This window comes from Melaminivora jejuensis, assembly GCF_017811175.1.
GTDB classification, from domain to species: domain Bacteria; phylum Pseudomonadota; class Gammaproteobacteria; order Burkholderiales; family Burkholderiaceae_C; genus Melaminivora; species Melaminivora jejuensis.
Genome location: NZ_JACWIJ010000002.1, coordinates 2721177 through 2745766, shown reverse-complemented (window position 1 = coordinate 2745766; position 24590 = coordinate 2721177). Strand labels below are relative to the sequence as shown.

The 24590-nt window shown below is 69.0% G+C and carries 24 protein-coding genes and 1 pseudogene; 13 read left to right on the top strand and 12 right to left on the bottom strand.

Annotated elements, in window-relative coordinates; all coding sequences use genetic code 11:
- Positions 1 to 10 precede the first annotated feature (10 nt).
- From IDM45_RS12965 to IDM45_RS12935, 7 genes are all read left to right on the top strand, one after another.
- Positions 11 to 919 carry an acetaldehyde dehydrogenase (acetylating) gene (locus tag IDM45_RS12965; RefSeq protein ID WP_209423216.1) on the top strand — a complete coding sequence of 303 codons (909 nt, stop codon included), beginning with the start codon at positions 11 to 13 and terminating at the stop codon, positions 917 to 919.
- 20 nt (positions 920 to 939) lie between these two features.
- Positions 940 to 1971, top strand: coding sequence for a 4-hydroxy-2-oxovalerate aldolase (gene dmpG / locus IDM45_RS12960; RefSeq protein ID WP_209423215.1), 1032 nt, complete (start codon positions 940 to 942; stop codon positions 1969 to 1971).
- Entirely contained in the window at positions 1968 to 3227 is a 1260-nt protein-coding gene (locus IDM45_RS12955; RefSeq protein WP_209423214.1) for an ABC transporter substrate-binding protein, read from the top strand. The genes dmpG and IDM45_RS12955 overlap by 4 nt, the downstream gene beginning before the upstream one ends.
- Positions 3227 to 4669, top strand: a complete 1443-nt coding sequence (locus tag IDM45_RS18135) for a methyl-accepting chemotaxis protein (protein WP_209423213.1) — start codon at positions 3227 to 3229, stop codon at positions 4667 to 4669. The genes IDM45_RS12955 and IDM45_RS18135 overlap by 1 nt, the downstream gene beginning before the upstream one ends.
- 78 nt (positions 4670 to 4747) lie before the next feature.
- The gene (gene dmpH / locus IDM45_RS12945; protein ID WP_209423212.1) at positions 4748 to 5536 is read left to right on the top strand and encodes a 2-oxo-3-hexenedioate decarboxylase; all 789 of its coding nucleotides are present in this window, start codon (positions 4748 to 4750) and stop codon (positions 5534 to 5536) included.
- A 62-nt stretch (positions 5537 to 5598) separates the two neighbouring features.
- Positions 5599 to 6576 carry a Bug family tripartite tricarboxylate transporter substrate binding protein gene (locus tag IDM45_RS12940; protein ID WP_209423211.1) on the top strand — a complete coding sequence of 326 codons (978 nt, stop codon included), beginning with the start codon at positions 5599 to 5601 and terminating at the stop codon, positions 6574 to 6576.
- Between the two features lie 7 nt (positions 6577 to 6583).
- Entirely contained in the window at positions 6584 to 6793 is a 210-nt protein-coding gene (locus IDM45_RS12935; protein ID WP_325169008.1) for a 2-hydroxymuconate tautomerase, read from the top strand.
- Positions 6794 to 6842: 49 nt separating this feature from the next.
- On the opposite strand, the gene IDM45_RS12930 is transcribed toward IDM45_RS12935, so the two are convergent.
- Together IDM45_RS12930 and IDM45_RS12925 are read right to left on the bottom strand one after the other, a co-directional pair.
- Positions 6843 to 7481, bottom strand: coding sequence for an MBL fold metallo-hydrolase (locus tag IDM45_RS12930; RefSeq protein WP_209423209.1), 639 nt, complete (start codon positions 7479 to 7481; stop codon positions 6843 to 6845).
- Between the two features lie 56 nt (positions 7482 to 7537).
- A complete protein-coding gene (locus tag IDM45_RS12925) occupies positions 7538 to 8350 on the bottom strand; it encodes an exodeoxyribonuclease III (protein ID WP_209424118.1) in 813 nt (270 codons plus the stop codon).
- Between the two features lie 10 nt (positions 8351 to 8360).
- Here IDM45_RS12925 and pyrE point away from each other — a divergent pair, with 10 nt between their 5' ends.
- Positions 8361 to 9101: an orotate phosphoribosyltransferase gene (gene pyrE / locus IDM45_RS12920; protein WP_209423208.1), complete on the top strand. Its 741-nt coding sequence runs from the start codon at positions 8361 to 8363 to the stop codon at positions 9099 to 9101.
- Between the two features lie 83 nt (positions 9102 to 9184).
- Positions 9185 to 9925, top strand: coding sequence for a DUF4124 domain-containing protein (locus IDM45_RS12915; RefSeq protein WP_408631663.1), 741 nt, complete (start codon positions 9185 to 9187; stop codon positions 9923 to 9925).
- 101 nt (positions 9926 to 10026) lie between these two features.
- On the opposite strand, the gene gatB is transcribed toward IDM45_RS12915, so the two are convergent.
- The 3 genes from gatB to gatC are packed head-to-tail and all read right to left on the bottom strand — an operon-like array spanning position 10027 to position 13328.
- Complete coding sequence (gene gatB / locus IDM45_RS12910; protein ID WP_209423207.1) at positions 10027 to 11472, bottom strand: Asp-tRNA(Asn)/Glu-tRNA(Gln) amidotransferase subunit GatB; 1446 nt, start codon at positions 11470 to 11472, stop codon at positions 10027 to 10029.
- A gap of 24 nt (positions 11473 to 11496) precedes the next feature.
- Positions 11497 to 12993, bottom strand: a complete 1497-nt coding sequence (gene gatA, locus IDM45_RS12905; RefSeq protein WP_209424116.1) for an Asp-tRNA(Asn)/Glu-tRNA(Gln) amidotransferase subunit GatA — start codon at positions 12991 to 12993, stop codon at positions 11497 to 11499.
- A 35-nt stretch (positions 12994 to 13028) separates the two neighbouring features.
- A complete protein-coding gene (gene gatC, locus IDM45_RS12900) occupies positions 13029 to 13328 on the bottom strand; it encodes an Asp-tRNA(Asn)/Glu-tRNA(Gln) amidotransferase subunit GatC (RefSeq protein WP_209423206.1) in 300 nt (99 codons plus the stop codon).
- A 216-nt stretch (positions 13329 to 13544) separates the two neighbouring features.
- Here gatC and IDM45_RS12895 point away from each other — a divergent pair, with 216 nt between their 5' ends.
- From IDM45_RS12895 to mrdA, 4 genes are all read left to right on the top strand, one after another.
- Positions 13545 to 14588, top strand: coding sequence for a rod shape-determining protein (locus tag IDM45_RS12895; RefSeq protein WP_209423205.1), 1044 nt, complete (start codon positions 13545 to 13547; stop codon positions 14586 to 14588).
- Positions 14589 to 14685: 97 nt separating this feature from the next.
- A complete protein-coding gene (gene mreC / locus IDM45_RS12890; protein ID WP_209423204.1) occupies positions 14686 to 15648 on the top strand; it encodes a rod shape-determining protein MreC in 963 nt (320 codons plus the stop codon).
- A complete protein-coding gene (gene mreD / locus IDM45_RS12885; protein WP_209423203.1) occupies positions 15645 to 16163 on the top strand; it encodes a rod shape-determining protein MreD in 519 nt (172 codons plus the stop codon). The genes mreC and mreD overlap by 4 nt, the downstream gene beginning before the upstream one ends.
- Positions 16164 to 16176: 13 nt before the next feature.
- Positions 16177 to 18126 carry a penicillin-binding protein 2 gene (gene mrdA, locus IDM45_RS12880; protein WP_209423202.1) on the top strand — a complete coding sequence of 650 codons (1950 nt, stop codon included), beginning with the start codon at positions 16177 to 16179 and terminating at the stop codon, positions 18124 to 18126.
- 103 nt (positions 18127 to 18229) lie between these two features.
- On the opposite strand, the gene IDM45_RS12875 is transcribed toward mrdA, so the two are convergent.
- The 7 genes and pseudogenes from IDM45_RS12875 to IDM45_RS12845 all read right to left on the bottom strand — a co-directional run bounded on the left by IDM45_RS12875 (position 18230) and on the right by IDM45_RS12845 (position 24517).
- A complete protein-coding gene (locus IDM45_RS12875; protein ID WP_209423201.1) occupies positions 18230 to 18919 on the bottom strand; it encodes a glutathione S-transferase family protein in 690 nt (229 codons plus the stop codon).
- Positions 18920 to 19032: 113 nt separating this feature from the next.
- The gene (locus tag IDM45_RS12870; RefSeq protein WP_209423200.1) at positions 19033 to 19944 is read right to left on the bottom strand and encodes a DMT family transporter; all 912 of its coding nucleotides are present in this window, start codon (positions 19942 to 19944) and stop codon (positions 19033 to 19035) included.
- Positions 19945 to 20188: 244 nt separating this feature from the next.
- A complete protein-coding gene (locus tag IDM45_RS12865) occupies positions 20189 to 20926 on the bottom strand; it encodes an amino acid ABC transporter ATP-binding protein (protein WP_209423199.1) in 738 nt (245 codons plus the stop codon).
- The gene (locus IDM45_RS12860; protein ID WP_209423198.1) at positions 20923 to 21705 is read right to left on the bottom strand and encodes an amino acid ABC transporter permease; all 783 of its coding nucleotides are present in this window, start codon (positions 21703 to 21705) and stop codon (positions 20923 to 20925) included. Before IDM45_RS12860 ends, IDM45_RS12865 begins: the two co-directional genes overlap by 4 nt.
- A 91-nt stretch (positions 21706 to 21796) precedes the next feature.
- A pseudogene (locus IDM45_RS12855) lies at positions 21797 to 22560 on the bottom strand (ABC transporter substrate-binding protein).
- Between the two features lie 220 nt (positions 22561 to 22780).
- Positions 22781 to 23692 carry an arginase gene (gene rocF / locus IDM45_RS12850; protein WP_209423197.1) on the bottom strand — a complete coding sequence of 304 codons (912 nt, stop codon included), beginning with the start codon at positions 23690 to 23692 and terminating at the stop codon, positions 22781 to 22783.
- Between the two features lie 66 nt (positions 23693 to 23758).
- On the bottom strand, positions 23759 to 24517 hold the full coding sequence (locus tag IDM45_RS12845; protein ID WP_209423196.1) for a sulfite exporter TauE/SafE family protein: 759 nt from the start codon (positions 24515 to 24517) through the stop codon (positions 23759 to 23761).
- Positions 24518 to 24590: the final 73 nt, after the last annotated feature.

Here is a 24590-nt window from a genome sequence, read left to right as displayed (position 1 = left end):
GATCCACCCCATGAGCAAGAAGATCAAATGCGCCCTGATCGGCCCGGGCAACATTGGCACCGACCTGCTGGCCAAGCTGCAGCGCAGCCCGGTGCTGGAGCCGGTGTGGATGGTCGGCATCGACCCCGAGTCCGACGGCTTGAAGCGCGCCCGCGAGATGGGCATCAAGACCACGGCCGAGGGCGTCGATGGCCTGGTGCCGCACATCAAGGCGGACGGCGTGCAAATCGTTTTTGATGCCACCAGCGCCTACGTCCACGCCGAGAACTCGCGCAAGGTCAACGAGCAGGGGGCGATGATGATTGACCTGACGCCCGCAGCCATCGGCCCGTACTGCGTGCCGCCGGTGAACCTCAAGGAGCACGTGGGCCGCGCCGAGATGAACGTCAACATGGTCACCTGCGGCGGTCAGGCCACCATCCCCATGGTGGCTGCGGTGAGCCGGGTGCAGCCGGTGGGCTACGCCGAGATCGTCGCCACCGTGTCCAGCAAATCGGCCGGCCCGGGCACGAGGAAGAACATCGACGAGTTCACCCGCACCACGGCGGGCGCCATCGAGCGCGTGGGCGGGGCCAAGAAGGGCAAGGCCATCATCGTCATCAACCCGGCCGAGCCGCCGCTGATCATGCGCGACACCGTGCACTGCCTGGTCGAGGGCGAACCCGATCAGGCGGCCATCACGCAAAGCATCCACGACATGATGGCCGAGGTGCAAAAGTACGTGCCGGGCTACAAGCTGGTCAACGGCCCGGTGTTCGACGGCCAGCGCGTGACCGTCTTCCTGGAGGTCGAGGGCCTGGGCGACTACCTGCCCAAGTACGCCGGCAACCTGGACATCATGACGGCCGCCGCCGCCCGCACTGCCGAGATGTTTGCCCAGGAGATGCTGGCCGGCACCCTGAGCCTGCAAGCCGCCTGAACCGGTCACAAGGACACCCCATGAGCACGCAAAAGATCACCCTGCACGACATGACCCTGCGCGATGGGATGCACCCCAAGCGCCACCTGATGACGCTGGAGCAGATGCGCACCGTCGCCCAGGGCCTGGATGATGCCGGCGTCCCGCTGATCGAAGTCACCCACGGCGACGGCCTGGGCGGCGCCTCGGTCAACTATGGCTTTCCGGCGCACAGCGACGAGGAATACCTGTCCACCGTCGTGCCGCTGATGAAGCAGGCCAAGGTCTCGGCGCTGCTGCTGCCGGGCATCGGCACCGTCGATCACCTGAAGATGGCGCACGAGCTGGGCGTGCATACCATCCGCGTGGCCACGCACTGCACCGAGGGCGACGTGTCCGAGCAGCACATCACACAAGCGCGCAAGCTGGGCATGGACACCGTGGGCTTTCTGATGATGGCGCACATGAACGACGCCGCCGGCCTGGTCAAGCAGGCCAGGCTGATGGAGGGCTACGGCGCCAACTGCATCTACGTGACCGACTCGGCCGGCTACATGCTGCCCGAGCATGTGACCGAGCGCATCACCGCCGTGCGCCAGGCCTTGAAGCCCGAGACCGAGCTGGGCTTTCACGGCCACCACAACCTGGCCATGGGCGTGGCCAACTCCATTGCCGCCATCCAGGCCGGCGCCAACCGCATCGACGCCGCCGCAGCCGGCCTGGGCGCGGGTGCGGGCAACACGCCCATGGAGGTGCTGGTGGCGGTGCTCGACCGCATGGGCATAGCCACCGGCGTGGACGTGTGGAAGATCCAGGACGTGGCCGAAGACTTGGTGGTGCCGCTGATGGACTTCCCCATCCGCATCGACCGCGACGCGCTGACGCTGGGCTACGCCGGCGTGTATGGCAGCTTTTTGCTGTTTGCCAAGCGCGCCGAGAAGAAATACGGCATCGCCGCGCGCGACCTGCTGGTCGAACTCGGCCGCCGGGGCATGGTCGGCGGGCAGGAGGACATGATCGAGGACACGGCCCTGACCATGGCGCGCGAGCGCGGAATCAAGGTGGCGGCATGAGACGCCGCGAGCTGCTGGCAGCCGGGCTGACCCTGGCCAGCGCCGGTGGCTCGGGGCCGGCGCTGGCCCAGCAGCAGGCTCAGAGCGAGCCGGTGCGCGTGGCCTTGATCTCGCCCACCACCGGGGCGCTGGCCGCATTCGGGGTGACCAACACCTACGTCCACCAGTTGTTCGCCGAGCGCCTGGCCGCCGGCATCCCGACGCGCAGCCTGGGCCAGCGCCCGGTGCTGCTGGAGCTGCACGACGCCGGCTCCACGCCCACCCAGGCGGCGGCTGCCGCCCGCGCCGCTGCCGACCAGGGCGCGCATCTGGTGCTGGCCAGCGCCACGCCCGAGGTCTGCAACCCGGTGTCGGACGTGTGCGAGGCCGTGGGCCTGCCCTGCGTGACCACGGTGGTGCCCTGGCAGGCCTGGTTCTATGGCCGCAAGGGCGAGCGCAACCGGGGCTTCCAGTGGACATACCATTTCTTTGTCGGGCTGGAGGACTTCGCCAGCATCTACAGCAGCCTGTTTGCCCGCGCCAGGCTGGGCGAGCTGGTCGGCGGCCTGTGGCCTGACGACATCGACGGCGAGGCCTTTCTGAGCGTCATGCCGCAGGCCATGGCGCAGGAGGGCCTGCGCCTGGTCGATCCGGGCCGCCTGCAGATGGCCGCGCCCGACTACACCGGCATCGCCACCCGGCTGCGCGACGCCGGCGTGCAGATGGTCACCGGCGTGCTGCCGCCGCCGGTGGCGCTGGAGTTCTTCGCCGCAGCGCGCAAGGTCGGCTACCAGCCGCGCATGGCCTCGATCGCCAAGGCCTTCCCCTTCCCCGAGACCGTGGCCGAGCTGCAGGGCAGCGGCATGGCGCTGGCCAACGAGGTCTGGTGGTCGCCGGCCTGGCCGTTTCGCTCGGGCTGGACGGATGCCTCGGCGGCGCAGGTGGTGCAGGAGTACGAAAGCCGCACCAAGCGCCCCTGGGTGCAGACCTTGGGCTTCTCGCACGCGCTGGTCGATCTGGCCGTGCAGCTGGTGCAGGAGACGCCCACCCTGAGCCGCCAGGCGCTGGTGCAGACGCTGCGCCGCATCAAGGCCAAGACGGTGCTGGGGCCGTTGAACTTCAGCGGGCGCTTCCCCAGCCTGAACGTGTGCTCGGTGCCGGCCGTCGGCGGGCTGTGGCAGCGCGATGCACAGGGCCGCTGGACGCTGGAGGTGGTGGACAACGCCCGCTCGTCCTTCATCCCGGTGACCACCCGGTTGCCGCAGGGGCTGGGCTGATGGCGGACTGGAGCCAGGCCGCCTGCTTCGCCCTGGGCCTGCTGGTCGGCGTGGGGCTGGCGGCGCTGCTGTGGCAGCTCCAGCTGTGGCGCGCGCGCCGGCGCCGTGGCTCATCGCGCGCGGCGGCGCTGGCGCAGGTCGATCGGCACGCCCTGGACGTCATCGTCAACAACGCCAGCATGTTGTCGTCCTTCACCCGGGTGGTGAGCTTTTCGCGCGCCCAGTCGGCCAGTCTGCAGGCGCTGCGCCAGGCGGTGCAAGGCCTGTCGGACAGCGTGGACACCGTGGTGACCTCGGCCGAGGTCTCGCGCAGCGAGGTGCAGTCCATGCACGAGCTGGCCACCGAGGGCGATCGCCTGCTGCGCGAGACCGCCGAGCAGATCACCGCGCTGGGCAGTTCGGCGCACGGCCTGGATGCGCGCTTTGACGAGGTGCGCCAGCACACCAGCTCCATCGAGGGCATCCTGGCCATGATCAGGAACGTCGCCATGCAGACGCACCTGCTGTCGCTCAACGCCGCCGTCGAGGCGGCGCGTGCCGGCGAGCAGGGGCGCGGTTTTGCCGTGGTGGCCGACGAGGTGCGCAAACTCGCCGCGCGTACCAGCGAGGCCACGCAGCAGATTCAGCAGATGGTCGCCGGCATCACCACCAGCACGCGCGAGGCTGACCAGTTCCTGCAGACCGTGCTGCAGGGCATGGACAGCGGCGTGGCGCGTACCCAGCAGTCCAGCAGCGCGCTGGCCGACATCCGCGCGCGCTCGGGTCGGGCGCTGGCGGCCACCGATGCCATGGCGCAGGCCGTGCAGGCGCAGACCGACTGGGGCCAGCGCCTGCACCAGCAGACCGGCACGCTGGCGCAGGCGGCGCAGGAGGCGGTCGAGTGGGTCGGCAAGAGCAACACCCAGGTGCGCGTGGTGCAGGCCATGGTCGGCCAGCTCAAGCGCGAGACGGCGGCGCTGCAGCCCCGGCGCCAGGCCGGCGTCGTCATGGGCGACTGCGTGGAGGAAATGCGTGCCTGCAACATCCTGATCATGAATTCCGACGCCTGGCGCGAGGTCGAGGCCGTGGTGGCGCGCATCGCCGAGCTGGACGCCCTGCTCGACCAGGCCTGGGCCGGTGCGCCGCGCCTGGGTGCGCAGCCCGGCGCCCAGGCCTTTACCGATGCCCTGCAGCATTACCGCCGCGTGCGCGCCCAGGTGCTGGAGCTGGCGCGCCAGGAAAACTTCGACGAGATCCGCCGCCTGGTGCCGGCGCAGGTGCGCCCGGCCTACGACCGCGTCAAGGAAACGCTGGAGGCGCTGACCGGCCAGCGCAGCCTGGCCGTGGCGGCCACCGTGGCGCCGCCGGCTGGCGCCACCCCTTCGCCGGCCCCGTCCGCCTCGTCCGCCTCGTCCTCTTCGCCCTTGTCTCCGAAGCCGGCATTGCGCCTGGGCCGGGGCTAGCCCGCACGGTGGCCGTCCCTGTCTTTTTCGTCTTTTTGTCTTTTCTGTCTCTTTCCCTTGATTCCTGGAGTACCCACCATGGCCTTGTCCCCTGCCACCATCGCCCAGCTTGCCGAGCACCTGGAGAACTGCCAGCTGCAGGTGCGCGACACCCCCAAGATCACCGACGACCACCCGGACATGGACTGGGACGATGCCTACGCCATCCAGGACACCATCTTGCAGCGCAAGCTGGCGCGCGGCGCGCGCGTCGTCGGCCTCAAGGCCGGGCTGACCTCGCACGCCAAGATGCGCCAGATGGGCGTGACCGACCCGGTCTTCGGCTTCCTGGTCGATGACTACAGCGTCGCCGAGGGCAGCGAAGTGGCCACGCGCGAGCTGATCCACCCCAAGGTCGAGCCGGAGATCGCCTTCGTGCTCAAGACCGCGCTCAAGGGCCCGGGCTGCCACATCGGCACGGTACTGGCGGCAACCGATTTCGTGATGCCCGGCATCGAAGTCATCGACAGCCGCTACCGCGACTTTAAGTTCGACCTCAAGAGCGTGGTGGCCGACAACACCTCGGCGGCGCGCTTCGTGGTCGGCGGCCAGCCGCAGCGCCCGGATGCCGTCGATCTGCGCACCGTCGGCCTGGTGCTGGAGAAGAACGGCGCGCCCGTCGCCCTGGGCGCCGGCGCTGCCGTGCTGGGCCACCCGGCGGCAGCCGTGGCGGCGCTGGCCAACCACCTGGGCCGGCGCGGCCAGGAAATCCCCGCTGGCAGCCTGATCCTGTCGGGCGGCGTGACCGAGGCCGTGGCCGTGGCCGCCGGCGACAGCGTCACCCTGCGCGTGCAGGGCATGGGCAGCGTGTCGCTGCGCTTTGCCTGAGCGTGTCGCCAGCCGCGCTGCTCCAACCCCATCGACCACCCTCCGCGACGCGAGACTTCTCCATGCAAAGACGTGACTTCCTGGCGGCCACCGCCGCCCTGGCCGCCAGCGCCACCACCCCGGCCTGGGCGCAGGCCGCCTATCCGGCCAAGCCGGTGCGCCTGATCGTGCCCTTCCCGCCCGGCGGGCCGACCGACATCATGGGCCGCACGGCGGCCAAGGCCATGGGCGAGCGGCTGGGCCAGCAGTTTGTGGTCGAGAACAAGGCCGGCGCCGGCGGCAACATCGGCACCGACACCGTGGCCAAGGCCGCGCCGGACGGCTACACCATCGGCATCTCGGCCATCAGCAGCCTGGCGATCTCGCCCTATCTCTATGCCAAGCTGCCCTTCAATGTCGAGAAGGACTTGCAGGCCATCTCGCTGGTCGGCACCACGCCCAACGTCATCGTCGCCAACCCGCGCGCCCCGTTCACCGACCTGGCCGGCCTGATCGCCTACGCCAAGGCCAACCCGGGCAAGCTGCTGTATGCCACCTCCGGCGTCGGCACGGGCAACCACCTGGCCGCCGAGCTGCTGCAAAAGCGCGCCCAGATCGAGCTGACCCACGTGCCCTACAAGGGCTCCAGCCAGATCGTGCCCGACCTGATTGCCGGCAACGTCATGATGAGCATGGAAAGCTCGCTGGTGACCACCTTCCAGCACATCAAGGCCGGCAAGCTGCGCGCCATTGCCCTGACCTCGGAGCAGCGCTCGCCGGCGCTGCCCGACGTGCCCACGGTGGCCGAGTCCGGCTATGCCGGCTTCGTCGTGGAGAACTGGTTCGGGCTGGTGGCGCCGGCCGCCATGCCGGCGCCGCTGGTCGAGCAACTGGCGCAGGCCTGGGCAGCCGGGGCGCAGACGCCCGAGGTGCAGGCCGCCTTCCAGTCCATCCACGCCAACCTGCGCAGCAACACGCCGCAGCAGTTCGCCCAGTTCATCCGCGCCGAGAACGAGCGCTGGAGCCCGCTGATTCGCGGCCTCGGGCTGCGCCTCGACTGACCACCCCATCCAGGAGCCGACCAACATGCCTTTTGCCCAGATCTACCTGCTCGAAGGCCGCACCGAAGAGCAAAAGAAAGCCGTGATCGAGAAAGTCACCCAGGCCCTGGTGGACGCCGTGGGCGCACCGCAGGCCAACGTCCGCGTCTGGATCCACGACGTGCCCAAGGAGAACTGGGGCATCGCCGGCGTCAGCGCCAAGGAGCTGGGGCGCTGACCTGCCCCTGTCCGGCCCCTGCTGCTGGCCGCCCGGCTCAGGTGCCGGCTCAGGTGCCGCCGACGAAGGGATTGCTGCGCCGCTCGGCGCCGAAGGTGCTCTCCGGGCCGTGGCCGGGGATGAAGACCGTGTCGTCGCCCATGGGCCACAGGCGCTGCGTGATGCTGTCGATCAGCTGCTGGTGGTTGCCCTGCGGAAAGTCCGTGCGGCCAATGCTGCCGGCAAACAGCACGTCGCCGACGAAGGCGCGCTTCAGTTGAGGCGCGTGGAACACCACATGGCCGGGCGTGTGGCCGGGCGTGTGGCGCACGTTCAGGGTTTCCTGGCCGATGCTCACCGTGTCGCCATCGTGCAGCCAGCGCGTGGGCGCAAAGGGCCTGGCCGGGGCGAAGCCGAACATGGCGCTTTGCTGTGGCAGGCCGTCGATCCAGAACTGGTCGCCTTCGTGCGGGCCGATGATGGGCAGCGCCAGCCGCTCGGCCAGCTCGCCAGCACCGCCGGCGTGGTCGATGTGGGCGTGCGTCAGCCAGATGGCCTTGAGCTGCAGGCCGCGTTGCTCGACGGCGGCCAGCAGCCGATCCAGGTCGCCGCCCGGATCAATCACGGCGGCCTCCAGGGTCTGGTCGCACCAGACCAGCGAGCAGTTCTGCTGGAAGGGTGTCACGGGGATGGTCTGGTAGTGCAGCATGGTCGTGGTTTATGAGTAAAAAGTGCTCGAAAGCGGCCTGCAGCAAGCGCTGATAGCTATTGTTTTAATAGTGAAAAATCATAGCCCACGGTGATGGGCGCGTGGTCGCTGAACTTCTCGCTGCGGTAGATGTGCTCGCTGCGCGCCAGCTGTGCCAGCGCCGGCGTGGCCAGGTGGTAGTCCAGCCGCCAGCCGACGTTGTTGGCGTAGGCCTGGCCACGATTGCTCCACCAGGTGTAGCACTCATCGGTGGTGTGGGGCTGCAGATGACGGTACACGTCCACCAGGCCGCCCGTGCTTTCCGTCGGGTGCAACAGTTTTGTCATCCATTCGCGCTCCTCGGGCAGGAAGCCGCTGTTTTTCTGGTTGCTGCGCCAGTTCTTCAGGTCGGCCTGGCGGTGGGCGATGTTGATGTCGCCGCACAGGATGAACTCGCGCTCGGCCTTGAGCGCCATCAGGTGCGGGTGGATGCCGGCCAGAAAGCGCCATTTCGCCTGCTGGCGCTCCTCGCCCGACGAGCCGCTGGGAAAGTAGGCGCTGATGATGGACAGCCGGCGCGCCGGCGTGTCGAAGCGCAGCTCGACATAGCGCCCCTCGGGGTCGAACTCGCTGCAGCCGTAGCCCACGCGCACGTCGCTGGGCTCGTGCCGGCTGTAGATGCCGACGCCCGAATAGCCCTTCTTGGCGGCAAAGTGGAAGTGCCCGGCGAGGCCGGCGAGTTGCTCGAAGCGCCCGGCCACATCGGGCGCCTGGGCCTTGAGTTCCTGCACGCAAATACAATCCGGGCGCTGCTGGCCCAGCCAGGCTTCCAGGCCCTTGGAGGTCGCGGAGCGAATGCCGTTGAGGTTGAGGCTGGTGAGTTTGAACAGGGATGGATCCATGCTGAATCAGGACGCCGCCACCACGGGCGGGCAGGGGAAAACACAGGAGGCGGCAGCGCAGGCGGCAGCCCTGGCGCAGGACTTCGTGCGCTTTGCCGTCGATTGCGGCGTGCTGCGCTTTGGCGAATTCAAAACCAAGGCCGGACGCCTGAGCCCGTACTTCTTCAATGCCGGGCTGTTTGACGACGGCGCCCGGCTGGGGCGCCTGGCGCAATTCTATGCACAGGCCCTGCTGGCCAGCGGCATCGAGTTCGACATGGTCTTCGGCCCGGCCTACAAGGGCATCCCGCTGGCTGCCAGCGTGGCCGTGGAGCTGGCGCGGCTGGGCCGCAATGTGCCCTTTGCCTACAACCGCAAGGAGGCCAAGGATCACGGCGAGGGCGGCAGCCTGGTCGGCGCGCCGCTAGCCGGGCGCGTGCTGATCATCGACGACGTGATGAGCGCCGGCACGGCAGCGCGCGAGTCGATCGCGCTGATCCGCGCCGCCGGCGCCGTGCCGCACGCCATGGCCATCGCACTGGATCGCCAGGAAAAGGCCACCGAGGATGGGCGCGATGTCGAGCACAGCGCCGTGCAGTACGTGCGCGACGTGCTGGGCCTGCAGGTCTGCGCCATTGCCACGCTGGCAGACTTGTTGCTATATCTTTCGGCCAGCGGTGGCGATGCGCAGATGCACGCGCACCGCGAGCGTGTGCTGGCCTACCGCCAGCGCTATGGCGTCGAGGACGCACTGCGATGAGCTGAACCCGAGTCCCGGGCCAGCAGCGCTGCGGCGCAAGACGTGAAACCGGCCGCAGTCGGCCTTCGTGAACAGGAGCTGGCTTGTTGAGCGCAACGCTGCATCGTCTTCACCGTCTGGCCGGCGCCACTGCCGCGCTGGCCCTGCTGGCCGCTGCCGCTGTCCCCGCCGCTGTCCAGGCCCAGGACAGCCGGGCAGCGCGCGAGGTCTATACCTGCATCGACGCCAGTGGCCGGCGGCTGACCTCCGACCGCCCGATACCCGAGTGCCTCGATCGCGAGCAGCGCGTGCTCGATGGCACGGGCACCGAGCGCCGGCGCATCGGCCCGGCGCTGTCCGAGCTGGAGCGCGCCGAGCAGGAGGCGCAGCGCCGCCGCGAGGCGCACGAGCGCGCCCGCGTCGCCGAGGAGCGCCGGCGCGAGCGCGCCCTGACGGCCCGCTACCCCGACGAGGCCACGCACCAGGCCGAGCGCGCCAATGCGCTGGCGCAGGTCGATGAGGTGATTGCCGTGGCGCGCCAGCGCATCGTCGATGTCGGCGCCGAGCGCAAGCGCCTCAATACCGAGCTGGAGTTCTACCAGGGCGACGCGAGCAAGGCGCCGGTCACGCTGCAGCGCCAGCTGCACGAGAACGACGAGGCGGTGCGCGAGCAGCAGCGCTTCATTGCCGCGCAGGAGCAGGAGAAGCGCCGCATCGGCCAGCGCTTCGACGCCGAGCTGGTGCAGCTGCGCCAGCTGTGGGCAGCGCAGCGCGCGGCTGCGGAAAAATGGACGGCCCCTGGGGGTGGCGGTAGTGGCGGCGGGGGCGAGCGCCAGCAGCCCTGAGGACACTGCCGCAGACACGGCGAAGGTCTCCGCAGAGGCCTTCAATTTTGATAGCTGTCAGCGCTTGCCTGGCTTGGGTTTGCGGCTGATTTCATTGAAAATCAATCCAGCCGGCTCTTGAGCAGGGCATTGACCTGCTGCGGATTGGCCTTGCCCTTGCTGGCCTTCATGACCTGGCCGACCAAGGCGTTGAAGGCCTTGTCCTTGCCGGCGCGGTACTGCTCGACATTGCCCGGGTTGGCGGCGATGACCTCATCGACGATGGCCTCCAGCGCGCCGGTATCCTGCATCTGGCGCAGGCCCTTGGCCTCGATCAGCACATCGACCTCCTGGCCCTCGCCGGCCCAAAGGGCATCGAACACCTGGCGCGCGGCGTTGTTGCTGATGGTGCCGTCGTGGATGCGCGCTATCAGCGCGGCGAGCTGGGCGCTGCTGACCTTGGCCGCCTCCATGCCGATCTCCTCAGCGTTCAGCCGGCGCGAGATCTCGCCCATGACCCAGTTGCTGGCCAGCTTGGGCTGGCCGCAGGCGCGCGCCACGTCCTCGAAGTAGGCCGCCATGGCCTGGCTTTGCGTGAGCGTGGTGGCGTCGTACTCGGGCAGGCCGTACTGCTGCACGAAGCGCGCCGCCATGGCGCGCGGCAGCTCGGGCATCCGGGCGCGCACCTGCTCGATCCACTCGGGTGCAATGACCAGCGGCGGCAGATCGGGGTCGGGGAAGTAGCGGTAGTCAGCCGCGTCTTCCTTGGTACGCATGGCGCGCGTCTCGCCGCTGTCGGGGTCGAACAGCACGGTGGCCTGCACGATCTGGTGCCCGTCCTCGATCTGCTCGATCTGCCAGCGGATCTCGTAGTCGATGGCCTGCTGCATGGACTTGAACGAGTTCAGGTTCTTGATCTCGCGGCGCGTGCCCAGCGGTTGGCCGGGTTTGCGCACCGAGACGTTGGCGTCGCAGCGGAAACTGCCTTCCTGCATGTTGCCGTCGCAGATGCCGATCCAGGTCACCAGCTTGTGCAGCTCGCGTGCATAGGCCACGGCCTCCTCGGTCGAGCGCATGTCCGGCTCGGTCACGATCTCTAGCAGCGCCGTGCCGGCGCGGTTCAGGTCGATGCCGCTCATGCCGATGAAGTCCTCGTGCAGCGACTTGCCGGCGTCGGCCTCCAGGTGGGCGCGCACCAGGCGCACAGTCTTCTTTTCGCCCTCCAGGTAGAACGACACCTCGCCGCCGGCCACCACGGGCTTGTCGAACTGGCTGATCTGGTAGCCGTGCGGCAGGTCGGGGTAGAAGTAGTTCTTGCGCGCGAAGATGCTCTCGTGGGCAATGTCCGAGCCCAGCGCCAGGCCGAGCCTGATGGCGTACTCCACGGCTTTCTTGTTCATGACCGGCAGCGTGCCGGGCAGGGCCAGGTCGATGGCGCTGGCCTGGGTGTTGGGCGGTGCGCCGAAGGCGGTGCTGGCGCGGCTGAAGATCTTGCTGGCGGTGGCCAGCTGGGCGTGCGTCTCGAAGCCGATCACGACCTCGTAGCCCTGGATGAGTTTGGCTGTCATGGCAAGCGGGCAGGTGTCTCGGGTTCAGGCAGTGGCCGGGCGGCGCAGATGGAAGTCGGTGGCCTGCTGCAGGCGGTGCGCCACATTGAGCAGGCGTGCCTCGCCGAAGTGGTTGCCGATCAGCTGCAGGCCCACGGGCAGGCCGTGCGCGCCAAAGCCCGCCGGCAGGCTCATGGCCGGCAGGCCGGCCAGCGACGCGGGCAGGGTGTAGATGTCGGCCAGATACGTGGCCAGCGGGTCGGTCTTGGCGCCGATCGGCCAGGCCACGCTGGGCGAGACCGGGCCGGCAATCACGTCGCACTGCGTGAAGGCCTGCTGCAGGTCGTCGGCGATCATGCGGCGCAGGCGCTGGGCCTGCAGGTAGTAGGCGTCGTAGTAGCCCTCGGACAGCACATAGGTGCCGATCATGATGCGCCGCTTGACCTCCTCGCCGAAGGCCTCGGAGCGCGACTTCTTGTACATGTCCAGCAGGTCGGTGTAATCCCTGGCGCGGTGGCCGTAGCGCACGCCGTCGAGCCGCGCCAGGTTGGAGCTGGCCTCGGCCGGGCTGATGATGTAGTACACCGGCACGGCCAGGTCGGTGCGCGGCAGCGAGATGTCCACCAGCCTGGCGCCGAGCTTTTCGTATTCCTTGAGCGCTGCCTCGATGGCGGCGCGCACGTCCGGCGCCAGGCCGTCGGCGAAGAACTCGCGCGGCACGCCGATGCGCAGGCACTCGATGCTGCCCGAGAGCGCGCGCGTGAAATCCTCTGCCGGCATGTCCAGGCTGGTCGAGTCGCGCTCCACGTCCGGGCCGCACAGGCACGACAGCAGCAACGCGCAGTCGGCGGCCGAGCGCGCCATGACGCCGGCCTGATCCAGGCTGGAGGCGTAGGCGATCATGCCAAAGCGGCTGGCGCGGCCATAGGTCGGCTTGATGCCGGTGATGCCGCACAGCGCAGCCGGCTGGCGGATGGAGCCGCCCGTGTCGCTGGCCGTGGCGCCCGGCGCCAGGCCGGCGGCCACGGCGGCGGCGCTGCCGCCCGAGGAGCCGCCGGGCACGCGCGCCGTGTCCCAGGGGTTGCGCACCGGCTGGGGCGCGTCCAGGCCGATGGCGGGCACGGCGGCGCTTTCGTTGGCGCTGCCCATGGCGAATTCGTCGCAGCTGAGTTTGCCCAAGCTGACGCTGCCCGCCGCCGCCAGGTTGGCAACGATGGTGGCGTCAAAGGGCGAGCGGTAGCCGGCCAGCATCTGGCTGGCGGCGCTGGTCGGGAAGTCCTGCGTGACGAACACGTCCTTGTGCGCGATCGGCACGCCCGCCAGCGGGCCGGCCTTGCCGGCGGCCAGGGCCTTGTCCTGCGCGCGTGACTGCGCCAGCGTCACCTCCTCGTCGATGGCCAGGAAGGCGGCCAAGTCCTGGCGCTGGCGGATGCGGGCCAGAAAATGCTGCGCCAGCTCCACGGCGCTGACCTGGCGGTTGTGCAGCTGCGCCGCCAGCGCCACCACGCCCATGTCGTGCCATGCGGTGTTCTTGGAGTCCATGCTCATGCTCGCTTGTCGTTGTCGCTGTGCTTCGTTCACTCGATGACCCGGGGCACCAGGAACAGGCCGCGCTCGACGGCGGGCGCGTTGGCCTGGCATTGCGCACGGCGGTCGGGCTCGCTGGCCACGTCGTCGTGCAGGCGCAGCTGCACCGGCTGCACGGCGGCCAGCGGATGGGCCAGCGGCTCCACGCCGGTGGTGTCCACCGCCTGCATCCGCGCGACGATGGCGAAGAAGTCGTTGATGGTGGAGAGCATTCGCTCACCCTCTGCGGGCGTGAGCTCCAGCCGGGCCAGATGGGCGATGCGGCTGATGTCCTGGGGGGTCAGTGCCATAGATAGGGGCGGCGGCAACCGGATGTAAATTCGACGCTCGGGCGGCCAGCCGGTGAAAGTTATTCACAGGGGATGCGTTATTATCCAGCCTTTGCCGCAACGCCTTCCCGCCTCATCGGTGATCGTGCGAAAAAAGCGCCTTCCCCCTGCTACCCCTTGAGATTTTGACGGCGACGGCAAGCCGACGCGCATGTCGTGCCGCATGAGGATTCCTGAATGTTCGGATCATTGCGTCGGTACCTCTCCACCGACCTGGCCATCGACCTTGGCACCGCCAACACCCTGATTTTTGCGCGCGACAAGGGGATCGTGCTGGACGAACCCTCCGTGGTCGCCATCCGCCACGAAGGCGGCCCGCACGGCAAGAAGGTCATCCAGGCCGTTGGCTCCGAGGCCAAGGCCATGCTCGGCAAGGTGCCGGGCAACATCGAGGCCATCCGCCCGATGAAGGACGGCGTGATCGCCGACTTCGTCATCACCGAGCAGATGATCAAGCAGTTCATCAAGATGGTGCATCCGCGCTCGGTGCTGACCCCCAGCCCGCGCATCATCATCTGCGTGCCCTGCGGCTCCACCCAGGTCGAGCGGCGCGCCATCAAGGACGCGGCCGAGGCCGCCGGTGCCACCGCCGTCTATCTGATCGAGGAGCCCATGGCCGCCGGCATCGGCGCCGGCCTGCCGGTGTCCGAGGCCTCCGGCTCCATGGTCGTGGACATCGGCGGCGGCACGACGGAAGTCGGCGTGATCTCGCTGGGCGGCATGGTCTACAAGGGCAGCGTGCGCGTGGGCGGCGACAAGTTCGACGAGTCCATCATCAACTACATCCGGCGCAACTACGGCATGTTGATCGGCGAGCCCACGGCGGAGCTGATCAAGAAGCACATCGGCTCGGCCTTCCCGGGCAGCGAGGTCAAGGAGCTGGAGGTGCGCGGCAGAAACCTCTCCGAGGGCGTGCCGCGCAGCTTCACCATCTCCAGCAACGAAGTGCTGGAAGCGCTCACCGAGCCGCTCAACCAGATCGTCAGCGCCGTCAAGAACGCCCTGGAGCAGACGCCGCCGGAACTCGGCGCCGACATCGCCGAGCGCGGCATGATGCTCACCGGCGGAGGCGCGCTCTTGCGCGACCTCGATCGCCTGCTGGCCGAGGAGACCGGCCTGCCCGTGCTGGTGGCCGAGGAGCCCCTGACCTGCGTGGTGCGCGGCTGCGGCATGGCGCTGGAGCGCATGGAGCGCCAGGGCAGCATCTTCACCAGCGACTGAGGCCGGCGCGCTGCCCGCCCGTCCACCCCAGCGCGTCGTGCCTCTGGCCTGTCCGCGCAGCCCTGGCGCGACAGGTGCGCCCCATTGACCCTGAGCCATGCCACCGGGAACGCTTGAACGCGCCGCTCCCTCGATGTTCCGTCAGAGGCCATCGCCACGCGCGCAGTTGCTGCTGTATCTGGCGCTGGCGCTGTTCCTGATGGTGGCCGACGCACGCTTTCGCATCACCGAGCCGCTGCGCAACGTCGTGGCCGCAGCGCTCTATCCGCTGCAATGGCTGGCCCTGCAGCCGGTGCAACTGGCCAGCCAGGGTGCGGATTACGTCCAGCAGCTCGATGCTGCCCGCCACGAACTGGAGCAGGCGCGCGAGGCCATGGCGCAGATGACGCTGCGCGCCAGCCAGAACGAGCAGTTGCTGCGCGAGAACGCCCAGTTGCGCGAACTGCTGGGCCTGCGCGAGCGCCTCACGACCCCGGCGCGCCCGGCGCAGGTGCTCTACGACACGCCCGACCCCTATACCCGCCGCGTCATGATCGACCAGGGCCAGCTGGCCGGCGTCGAGCCCGGCTCGCCGGTGCTGGACGCGCACGGCGTGCTCGGCCAGGTCACGCGCGTCCATGCCGGCCTGAGCGAAGTCACCCTGCTGATCGACCGCGACCAGGTCATTCCCGTGCTCAACGTGCGCACCGGCGCGCGCAGCGTCGCCTATGGCGACCCGGCCGCCATGCAGGGCGGCGGCATGGAGCTGCGCTTCACCCCGGGCAACACCGACGTGCAGGAGGGCGACCTGCTGTCCACCAGCGGCATCGATGGCGTCTATCCGCCCGGCCTGCCGGTGGCGCGCGTGGTGCGCGTCGAGCGGCGCGCCGACTCCACCTTTGCCCGCATCTACTGCCAGCCGCTGGCCCAGGTACATGGTGCGCGCCATGTCATGGTGCTGACGCCGGTGGCGCAGGCGCTGCCCGAGCTGCCTCAGCCGGAAGCCTCGCCGCAGAGAAAACGCATCAAATCCACCCCGGCTGCCGAGGCCGCCGGGGCAGCAGCAGGAGGACGCCGATGATCATGCCGCGCGGCCAGCCGCTGTTGATGCCAGTGCGCCCGGCCTTCATTGCGTTCAGCCTGCTCATTGCCTTGGTGCTGACCATGCTGCCCCTGGGGCGCGTGCTGTGGACGCCCGACTGGGTGCTGCTGCTGCTGGTCTTCTGGAGCCTGCAGCAGCCCCAGCGCCTGGGCCTGGGCGTGGCCTTTGCGCTGGGCCTGGTGATCGATGTGCAGCAATCGGCACTGCTGGGCCAGCACGCCATCGTCTATGCGCTGGCGGTGTTCGGCGTGCAGGCGGCGGCGCGGCGGCTGCTGTGGTTCGGCACGCTGATGCAGGCGCTGCAGCTGGCGCCGCTGTTCGTGCTGGCGCACGCCCTGCAGGTGCTGCTGCGCGTGGCCGCCGGCGGCATCGTGCCGGACTGGACGGTGCTGCTGGCCCCGCTGCTGGAGACGCTGCTGTGGCCGCTGGCCAGCTGGGTGCTGCTGGCGCCGCAGCGCCGCCCGCCCGATCAGGACGACAACCGCCCGCTGTGAGGGACGAGGCTCGATGACGGAACTGCGCAATGCCCAGGCCGAAGCGTGGCGCTTTCGCCTGCGCGTGGTGGTGGTGGCGCTGGTGGTGCTGGCCGCCTTCGGCCTGATCGCCGCGCGCCTGTACGTGCTGCAGGTCGTGCGCCACGAAGGTCTGGCCGACCAGGCCGAGAACAACCGCACGGCAGTCGTGCCCATCGTGCCCAACCGGGGCCAGATCCTGGATCGCAACGGCGTGGTGCTGGCCACCAACTACTCGGCCTACACGCTGGAGATCACGCCCTCGCGCTCAATGGATCTGGAGGCCACCATCAACGCGCTGGCCGAGATCGTGGACATCCAGCAGCGCGACCGCCGGCGCTTCAAGCGGCTGATGGACGAGTCGCGGCGCTTCGACTCGCTGCCGATCCGCACGCGCCTGTCGGACGAGGAGGTGGCGCGCTTTGCCGCCCAGCGCTGGCGCTTTCCGGGCGTGGAGATCAAGGCGCGGCTGTTTCGCACCTACCCGTTCGGCGAGGTGGCCAGCCATGCCATCGGCTACATCGGGCGCATCAACCAGCGCGAGAAAGAGCGTATCGAGGACTCCGAGAACGCGGCCAACTACCGTGGCACGGACTACATCGGCAAGCTGGGCGTGGAGCAGAGTTTTGAAGAAACGCTGCACGGCCACACCGGCGTGGAACTGCTGGAAACGTCCGCCGGCGGCTACGCCGTGCGCCGGCTGGAAAGCCACCCGGCCACGCCCGGCAACACCGTGATGCTGTCGCTGGACATCCGGCTGCAGAAGATGGTGGAAGACCTGTTTGGCGAGCGCCGGGGCGCGCTGGTGGCGCTCGACCCGAGGAATGGCGAGGTGCTGGCGCTGGTGTCCAAGCCGACCTTCGACCCTAATTTGTTCGTCGAAGGCATCGACCAGGAAAACTGGCAGGCGCTCAACGAGTCCATCAACAAGCCGCTGCTGAACCGCGCCCTGCGCGGCACCTACCCGCCCGGCTCGACCTACAAGCCCTTCATGGCGCTGGCGGCGCTGGAGACCGGCAAGCGCGCGGCCAGCGTGGTGGTCAGCGACCCGGGCTTCTACAACTACGGCGGACGGACGTTCCGCAGCCACGAGGGCGGCCTGGGCGGCGTGGACATGCACCGCGCCATCCAGTTTTCCAGCAACACCTACTTCTATTCGCTGGCCGTGGAGATGGGCGTGGACATGATCCACGACTTCATGGCGCCGCTGGGCTTTGGCCAGATCACCGGCATCGACCTGGGCGGCGAGGTGCGCGGCGTGCTGCCCAGCCAGGAGTGGAAGCGAAACGCCTACAAGCGAGCCGAGGCCAAGCGCTGGTACTCGGGCGAGACGGTGTCGCTGGGCATCGGCCAGGGCTACAACAACTTCACCATGCTGCAACTGGCCGTGGCCGAGGCGACGCTGGCCAACGGCGGCACGCGGCATCGCCCGCACCTGATCAAGGCCGTGCGCGATCAGGTCACCGGCATCACCACCGAAGTCGAGCAGCCGCCGGGTGAATCGCTGGGCTTCAAGCCGCGCCATGTCGAAGTCATCAGGAATGCCCTGCGCGCGGTGAACGAGGCCGGCACGGGCCGGCGCGTGTTTGCCGGCGCGCCGTACTCGTCGGCGGGCAAGACCGGCACGGCGCAGGCCGTGGCCTGGGCGCAGGGCACGAAGTACAACGCCCGGCTGCTGGCCGAGCACCAGCGCGACCACTCGCTGTTCGCCGCCTTCGCGCCGGTGGAAGACCCCAAGGTGGCGGTGGCCATCATTGTCGAGAACGCCGGCTTTGGCGCCGCCGCCGCCGCGCCCATCGTGCGCCGGGTGTTCGACTACTGGCTGCTGGGCCAGTACCCGAGCGAGGAAGACATCGCCGCCGTGAGCAAGGGCCAGGGCGGCCCGCCCATCGGCACGCCGCGCCGGGCCGAGGAGGTGGAGCTGGCGCCGACGGTGGTGCCGTAGGGCATACGCGCCGGCTTCTCCGCATCAGACATTTATATTGCTATTTTTATAATAGCTAATATCGCTTGCTGGACAAGGGTTTGAGCCGTTTTTATTCTGATTTTCAGGCCGACATCAGCACCGGCCCGCCCTTGTCCAGGGCGCGCTGGTAGGCCGCCCTGGCCTCCATGCGCTGGCGATAGGCGCGCAGGTGCGGCCAGGCATCCTGGCCGCCGCCACGCGCCAAGGCGGCTTCGACGGCAAAGCTCATCTGGAAGTCGGCCATGGTGATGTGCTCGCCGGCAAACCACAGATGCCGCGCCAGATGCGCCTCCATGAAGGCCAGCGCGGTCTGCACGTTGGGCTGGATGAGGGTTTGCTGCACCTTGGCGCACAGGGCGCGGGCAATCGGGCGCACGAAGAACGGCATGGGCTGGCGCGGGATGGTGTCGAACACCAGCTGCATCACCAGCCAGTTCATCAGCGACCCCTCGGCGTAGTGCATCCAGAAGCGGCACTGGCGATGCTCGGGCGTGCCGCGTGCTGGCTCCAGGTGGGCCAGTTCGGCGGGGGCCTGCGCGCCAAAGCGCTCGACCAAGTATTCGATGATGGCGCCCGACTCGGCCACCACGGTCTCGCCATCCTCCACCACGGGCGACTTGCCCAGGGGATGGATTTTCTTCAGCGCCGCCGGTGCCAGCCGGCTCTTCGGATCGCGCGGGTAGCGGCGGATGTCATACGGCACGGCCAGCTCTTCGAGCAGCCACAGGATGCGCTGCGAGCGCGAAGTTTCGAGATGGTGAACGATGAGCATGATGGGCGCAGTGGGGGAGGACAGGGCGGCCGGGCCGACGGGCGCAAAGCGTAGCAGGGCCGCGCCGGTGCTGCCGGGCGCCGCCTCGGCAGCCGGCAGGGTGCGCCTGGCCTTCAGGGGCTGGTGGGCTGCACTTCCTGCCGCGCCGGCACCCGTGCCGGCTGCACCTGGCTCACGATCAGCGCCGCCACGATCAGCGCCGCGCCGGCCAGGCCGCTGGCGCCCAGCGTCTCGCCAATCAACACCCAGGCCGTGAGCGCGGCAAACACCGGCTCCAGGCCGAAGATGATGGCGCTGCGCATGGCGTCCACGCGCTGCTGGCCCCAGGCCTGCAGGGTCACCACGACCACGCTGGCGACCACGCCCAGGTAGATCAGCGCCGCCAGCGCCGGCCCGGGCAGGTCGCCGATGCTGGCCCAGGTGCCGGCCATGCCGCCGTGGCGCGCCAGCAGCAGGGCGCCAGCGGCCACGAACATGACCAGCGCCTGCATGGCCGCCAGCCGTGTGGCGCGCAGCGGTGCGGCGGCGGTGCGGCGCGCGCACTCCTCCAGCACCAGGATGTAGAGGGCATAGAACAGCGTGCTGGCCAGCGTCAGCGTATCGCCCAGGTTCCACGGCTCGTCCTCGTGGAACATCAGCACCATGCCGGCCAGCGCCATGGCGCACGCCGCCCACAAGGCCAGGCCATAGCGCCGGCCCAGCACCGTCATGGCCAGCAGCGGCACGACCAGCACGTTCAGGCCGGTGACGAAGGCATTGCGGTTGCTGCTGGTGCGCGCCAAGCCTTCCACCTGCAGCCAGAAGGCGACAAACAGCAGCGCGCCCAGCAGCAAGCCCCAGCGGCGCTCGGGCGCGGTCAGGCCACGCCACAGGGGCGCCAGCACCAGCAGCGCGATGGCAAAGCGCGCCCAGATGATTTGCAGGGCATCGAGCTGCGCGGACAGCAGCTTCATGGCCGGGAAAGTCGTGCCCCAGACGGCGACGACGAGGAGCAATGCCAGCAGGCCGTGGCGTTCAAAGCGCATGGTGATAGTGTGGGATGAAAAGCGCCGGTGGGGCGGCGGTGGGGATTTGCTCCTTCCCCCTGAGGGGGAAGGCGGGGATGGGGGCCGGCTCGCGGTGGGCGCCGCCGCTGGCTATCCAGCCGCCGCTGGCCTCCGCCCCAGCCCCCCACAGGGGAGGGAGCAGGAGAGAGTGCAGGGTTCAGGGTAAAAAAGGGCGGTAGCGCACGTCCCACAAGCGTGGGCAGCTATCGAAAAAATAGCTCAATCAACTGCTCATGCGCCGCAGGAAGGAGCGGATGCGTTCGCTGGCCGGGTTGGCGAAGAACTCCGCCGGCGGCGCGTCGTGCGCGATGCAGCCCTGGTCGAAGAACATGACCCGATCCGCCACCTCGCGGGCAAAGCCCATCTCGTGGGTCACCACGATCATGGTCATGCCGCCGCGCGCCAACTCGCGCATGACGTCCAGCACCTCCTGCACCATCTCGGGGTCGAGCGCGCTGGTCGGCTCGTCGAACAGCATGACCTTGGGCGCCATGGCCAGCGCCCGGGCAATGGCCACGCGCTGCTGCTGCCCGCCCGAGAGTTGCCAGGGGTACTTGTGCGCGTGATCCTGCATCCCCACGCGCTTCAAAAGCTGCATGGCCTGGCCATTGGCCTCGGCGCGCGGCGTGCGGTGGATGCGCCGGGGCGCCAGCGTCAGGTTGTCCAGCACCGTCAGGTGACCGAACAGGTTGAACTGCTGGAACACCATGCCGACCTCGCAGCGCTGCGCCTGCAGCGTGCGCGCATCGTCGGTCACCTCCACGCCGCCGATGGTGATGCTGCCGCTGTCGTGCGGCTCCAGCCGGTTGATGGCGCGCAAGAGCGTGCTCTTGCCTGAGCCGGAGGCGCCGATGATGGTCGTGACCTGGCCGGTGTGGAACTGGGTCGATACGCCCTTGAGGACTTCATGGCTACCGAAGGCCTTGCGCACGTCCTTGCAGACGATGTAGGGGGTGCTCATTGGACGCGGCCCTCCACGTCGAAGCGGTGCTCGATGGCGTGCGTGACCTGGGTGACCAGCGTGGTCAGGATCAGGTAGGTGATGGCCACCGTGGTCAGTGTCGCCACCGGCTGGAAGGTGGCCGACTGGATGCGGTTGCCGACGTTGGTCAGCTCGACCACGCCGATGACGTAGGCCAGCGAGGAGTCCTTCAAAAGCGCGACGAAGTTGCTCACCAGCGGCGGCAGGGCGATCTTGAAGGCCTGCGGAAACACCACGTCCAGGAACACGCGCGAGCGCGGCAGGCCCAGGGCGCGCGCGGCCTCGGTCTGGCCGCGCGGCACGGCCAGGAGGCCGGCGCGGATGGCCTCGGCGTTGTAGGCGCCCACGTTCAGGCCCAAGGCTACGCAGGCGGCGGCGAAGTCGGGCAGGTTCAGGCCCGGCACCAGCACCGGCAGGGCGAAATAGACGAACAAAATCTGCACCAGCAGCGGCGTGCCGCGAATGGCCCAGATGTAGAAACTGGCGATGCCGCGCAGCCAGGCCAGGCGCGAGGTGCGCGCCAGCGCCGCCGCTGTGCCCAGGATCAGCCCGGCGATGCCGGCGACCACCGTGAGCTCCAGCGTGGTCAGCGCTCCTTCGGCAAACAGCGCGGCGTTGGAGCCTATGGGCTCGGGGAAGAACGACAGCAGCCAGCCAAGCAGCGACAGAACCAGCGCCATCAGCACCAGCGCCGCCACCAGCGTGGCGTTGCTGCGCTGGGGCCGGCTCCAGTTCGAGGGCCAAAGAGCGACAAGCATGGGACAGACAAAAGCAAAACGCCTGCGCCGGGCGATGCGGCCCAGCGCAGGCAGGAAACGAGGGATCAGGCCGATGCGGGCTGCAGGGCGCTCACTTGCAGGTCACGTCTTCCTGGAAGTATTTCTGCGAGATCTTGCCGATGGTGCCGTCGGCGACCAGCTCCTGGAAGGCCTTGTTCCAGGCGTCGGCCAGCGGCTGGTTGCCCTTGGCCACGGCGGCGGCGACCTTCTCGATGAACAGCATGTCGCCGGTCTTGAAACCGGCCTTGGGCGCCTTGGCCAGCATTTCCTTGGCTACGAAGCGGTCGGTCACCCAGGCATCGACGCGCTTGGAGGCCAGGGCGCTGCGTGCGGCCTCGTCGGTGGGGAAGTTCTTCACGTCCTTGACGCCGGGCACTTCCTTGACGTGCTGCAGGTAGGAGGTGCCGGTCTGCACCGCCACCACCTTGCCGGCCAGGTCGGCAGCCTTGGCGATCTCGGGCTTCATGGAGACGATCTGGCCGCCCGAGCAGTAGTGCGGGTCGGTGAAGGTGGCAGCCTTGGCGCGCTCCTCGGTGATGCCGTGCGAGGCAATGACCAGATCCCAGCGGTCTTGCTGCAGGCCCGTGAGCAGGGCGTCAAAGCCCACCGTCTTCCACTCGTACTTGAGGCCCATTTTCTTGGCCACGGCCTCGGCAACCTCGATCTCGTAGCCCGTCAGCTCCTTGCCCTTGAAGAAGTTGAAGGGCGCGTACTGGCCTTCGGAGCCGAGGACGATGGTGCCGCTTTTCTGGATGTCGGCCAGGGGCGGGCGTGGACGGTGGCGGCGGCGCACAGTGCCAGGGCAGCGGCGGCCAGGGTCTGGAGCATCTTCATGGGTGTTGATCCTGCAGGGGTGTCAGGGACAAAAAAACCGGCCTTGCGGGTGGCAGGCCGGACACTGCAAAAGGCCCAGGCCTGCAACAACCGGTCGGGGAAAAAGGCTGGCCTCGTGGGGGTGGCGCATTATAGGGACGCGCTTTTATCCCTGTGCATGGGCGCAAACCCGGTGAAATCCCGCAGTTTTGTGCCGATCTGCCGCCTCGGGCCGGGGCGGTCAGCGCAGGCGCATCAGCGTGGATTTGCCAAACAGGCTCTCCAGCAGATCGACGGCCAGCTCGGCGGTCTGGTTGCGGATGTCCAGCGCCGGGTTGAGCTCGACCAGATCGCACGAGGCCAGCCGCCCGCTGTCGGCCAGCATCTCCATGCACAGCTGCGTCTCGCGGTAGGTCAGGCCGCCGCGCACGTCGGTGCCCACGCCGGGAGCCACGGCCGGATCCATGGCGTCCATGTCGAAGCTGACGTGCAGGTGGGTGTGCTCATCGACATCGGCCAGCGCCGCCTGCATCACCGCGCGCATCCCCAGCTCGTCGATGGTGCGCATGTCGTGGACTTCGATGCCGTGCTCGGCGACGAAGCGTTTCTCGACCGCGTCCACGCTGCGCACGCCGATCAGGGCGATCTGGCCGGCGGCCAGCGCCGTGCCCCCGGCCAGTTGCGCCAGCGCGCGCGGCCCCTGCCCGAGCAGGCAGGCCACCGGCATCCCGTGCAGGTTGCCCGAGGGCGAGGTCTCGGGCGTGTTGGCGTCGGCGTGGGCGTCGAACCACAGCACCTTCAGGCGCCGTCCCCGGACGTGGCAGTGCGCGGCCACGGCGCTGATGGAGCCGATCGCCAGGCAGTGGTCGCCGCCCATCAGCAGCGGCAGCTCGCCGCGCGCCAGGGCGGCGGCAGTGGCGTCGTGGACGGCGCGGTTCCACTGCACGACTTCATCGAGATGCCGAAAGCCGTCCTGCGCCAGCGCCTGCGGGTTGCCCGGGCCGTGCAGGTTGCCGGCATCGTGTACCGCCAGGCCCAGGGCGCGCAGGGCGCGGGCGAGGCCGGCGATGCGCAGCGCATCCGGCCCCATGCTGGCGCCCAGCACGCTGGCGCCGACATCGGTGGGCGCGCCGATCAGGGTCACGGTGCTCATGGGGCGGACTCCTCGTCGCAAGGTTCAAGAGCAGGCAACTGGGGGCAAGGGTGGGCAAGGCAAGGCTTAGCGCAGGAAAGCATCCCAGCCGGTCTTCACGATCAGCGCGCCGACCACGACGATGAAGATGCCGCGCACGAAGCCCGCGCCGTGCTTGAGCGCCAGGTGCGCGCCCAGCAGGCTGCCGACCACGTTGGCCAGCGCCAGCGGCAGCGCGAAATGCCACCACACATGGCCCTTGGCGGCAAACAGGATCAGCGCGGCGACGTTGGTCGCCAGGTTCAGCAGCTTGGCGCTGGCCGAGGCGTGCAGGAAGTCGTAGCCCAGCACGCGCACGAACAGAAAGACGAAGAAGCTGCCCGTGCCGGGGCCAAAGAAGCCGTCGTAGAAGCCGATGGCCAGGCCGATGGCGCTGGCCGCCCAGGCCTCCTGGCGCGCGGCCAGGCGCGGCGCGTGGGTGCGGCCCAGGTCTTTCCTGGCCAGGGTGTAGGCCAGCAGCGCCACCAGCACCAGCGGCAGCAGCTTGCGCAGGAAATCCGCCGAGATCAGCGTGACCACCCAGGCGCCCGCGAAGGCGCCGGCAAAGCCCGCCGCCGTGGCCGGCAGCATGGCCGGCCAGCGCAGGGTCACGCGCCGGCTGTACTGCCAGGTGGCGATGCCCGTGCCCCAGATGGCTGCGCTCTTGTTGGTGCCCATCAGCGTGGCCGGCGCAGTGGCGGGGAAGGTGGCAAACAGGGCGGGCAGCAGGATCAGCCCGCCGCCGCCCACGATTGCGTCCACGAAACCGGCCAGCAGCGAGGCCAGCGAGACGATGAGCCATTCCATGGGCGCGATTGTGGCAGTGTTGGTGGTTCTTTTTTGATAGCTGGAGGCGCTTGACTGGCAAGGGTTTCAGCTC

Excerpts from the sequence above, each read along its gene's own strand:
- IDM45_RS12940 (WP_209423211.1), top strand. The coding sequence starts at position 5,599 with ATGCAAAGACGTGACTTCCTGGCGGCCACCGCCGCCCTGGCCGCCAGC.
- dmpG (WP_209423215.1), top strand. The coding sequence starts at position 940 with ATGAGCACGCAAAAGATCACCCTGCACGACATGACCCTGCGCGATGGG.
- pyrE (WP_209423208.1), top strand. The coding sequence starts at position 8,361 with ATGCTGAATCAGGACGCCGCCACCACGGGCGGGCAGGGGAAAACACAG.
- mreD (WP_209423203.1), top strand. The coding sequence starts at position 15,645 with ATGATCATGCCGCGCGGCCAGCCGCTGTTGATGCCAGTGCGCCCGGCC.
- IDM45_RS12875 (WP_209423201.1), bottom strand. The coding sequence starts at position 18,919 with ATGCTCATCGTTCACCATCTCGAAACTTCGCGCTCGCAGCGCATCCTG.
- IDM45_RS12845 (WP_209423196.1), bottom strand. The coding sequence starts at position 24,517 with ATGGAATGGCTCATCGTCTCGCTGGCCTCGCTGCTGGCCGGTTTCGTG.
- gatB (WP_209423207.1), bottom strand. The coding sequence starts at position 11,472 with ATGACAGCCAAACTCATCCAGGGCTACGAGGTCGTGATCGGCTTCGAG.
- IDM45_RS12865 (WP_209423199.1), bottom strand. The coding sequence starts at position 20,926 with ATGAGCACCCCCTACATCGTCTGCAAGGACGTGCGCAAGGCCTTCGGT.
- rocF (WP_209423197.1), bottom strand. The coding sequence starts at position 23,692 with ATGAGCACCGTGACCCTGATCGGCGCGCCCACCGATGTCGGCGCCAGC.
- dmpH (WP_209423212.1), top strand. The coding sequence starts at position 4,748 with ATGGCCTTGTCCCCTGCCACCATCGCCCAGCTTGCCGAGCACCTGGAG.
- gatA (WP_209424116.1), bottom strand. The coding sequence starts at position 12,993 with ATGGACTCCAAGAACACCGCATGGCACGACATGGGCGTGGTGGCGCTG.
- IDM45_RS12870 (WP_209423200.1), bottom strand. The coding sequence starts at position 19,944 with ATGCGCTTTGAACGCCACGGCCTGCTGGCATTGCTCCTCGTCGTCGCC.
- IDM45_RS12895 (WP_209423205.1), top strand. The coding sequence starts at position 13,545 with ATGTTCGGATCATTGCGTCGGTACCTCTCCACCGACCTGGCCATCGAC.
- mrdA (WP_209423202.1), top strand. The coding sequence starts at position 16,177 with ATGACGGAACTGCGCAATGCCCAGGCCGAAGCGTGGCGCTTTCGCCTG.
- IDM45_RS12965 (WP_209423216.1), top strand. The coding sequence starts at position 11 with ATGAGCAAGAAGATCAAATGCGCCCTGATCGGCCCGGGCAACATTGGC.
- IDM45_RS12930 (WP_209423209.1), bottom strand. The coding sequence starts at position 7,481 with ATGCTGCACTACCAGACCATCCCCGTGACACCCTTCCAGCAGAACTGC.
- mreC (WP_209423204.1), top strand. The coding sequence starts at position 14,686 with ATGCCACCGGGAACGCTTGAACGCGCCGCTCCCTCGATGTTCCGTCAG.
- IDM45_RS12860 (WP_209423198.1), bottom strand. The coding sequence starts at position 21,705 with ATGCTTGTCGCTCTTTGGCCCTCGAACTGGAGCCGGCCCCAGCGCAGC.
- IDM45_RS12955 (WP_209423214.1), top strand. The coding sequence starts at position 1,968 with ATGAGACGCCGCGAGCTGCTGGCAGCCGGGCTGACCCTGGCCAGCGCC.
- IDM45_RS18135 (WP_209423213.1), top strand. The coding sequence starts at position 3,227 with ATGGCGGACTGGAGCCAGGCCGCCTGCTTCGCCCTGGGCCTGCTGGTC.
- gatC (WP_209423206.1), bottom strand. The coding sequence starts at position 13,328 with ATGGCACTGACCCCCCAGGACATCAGCCGCATCGCCCATCTGGCCCGG.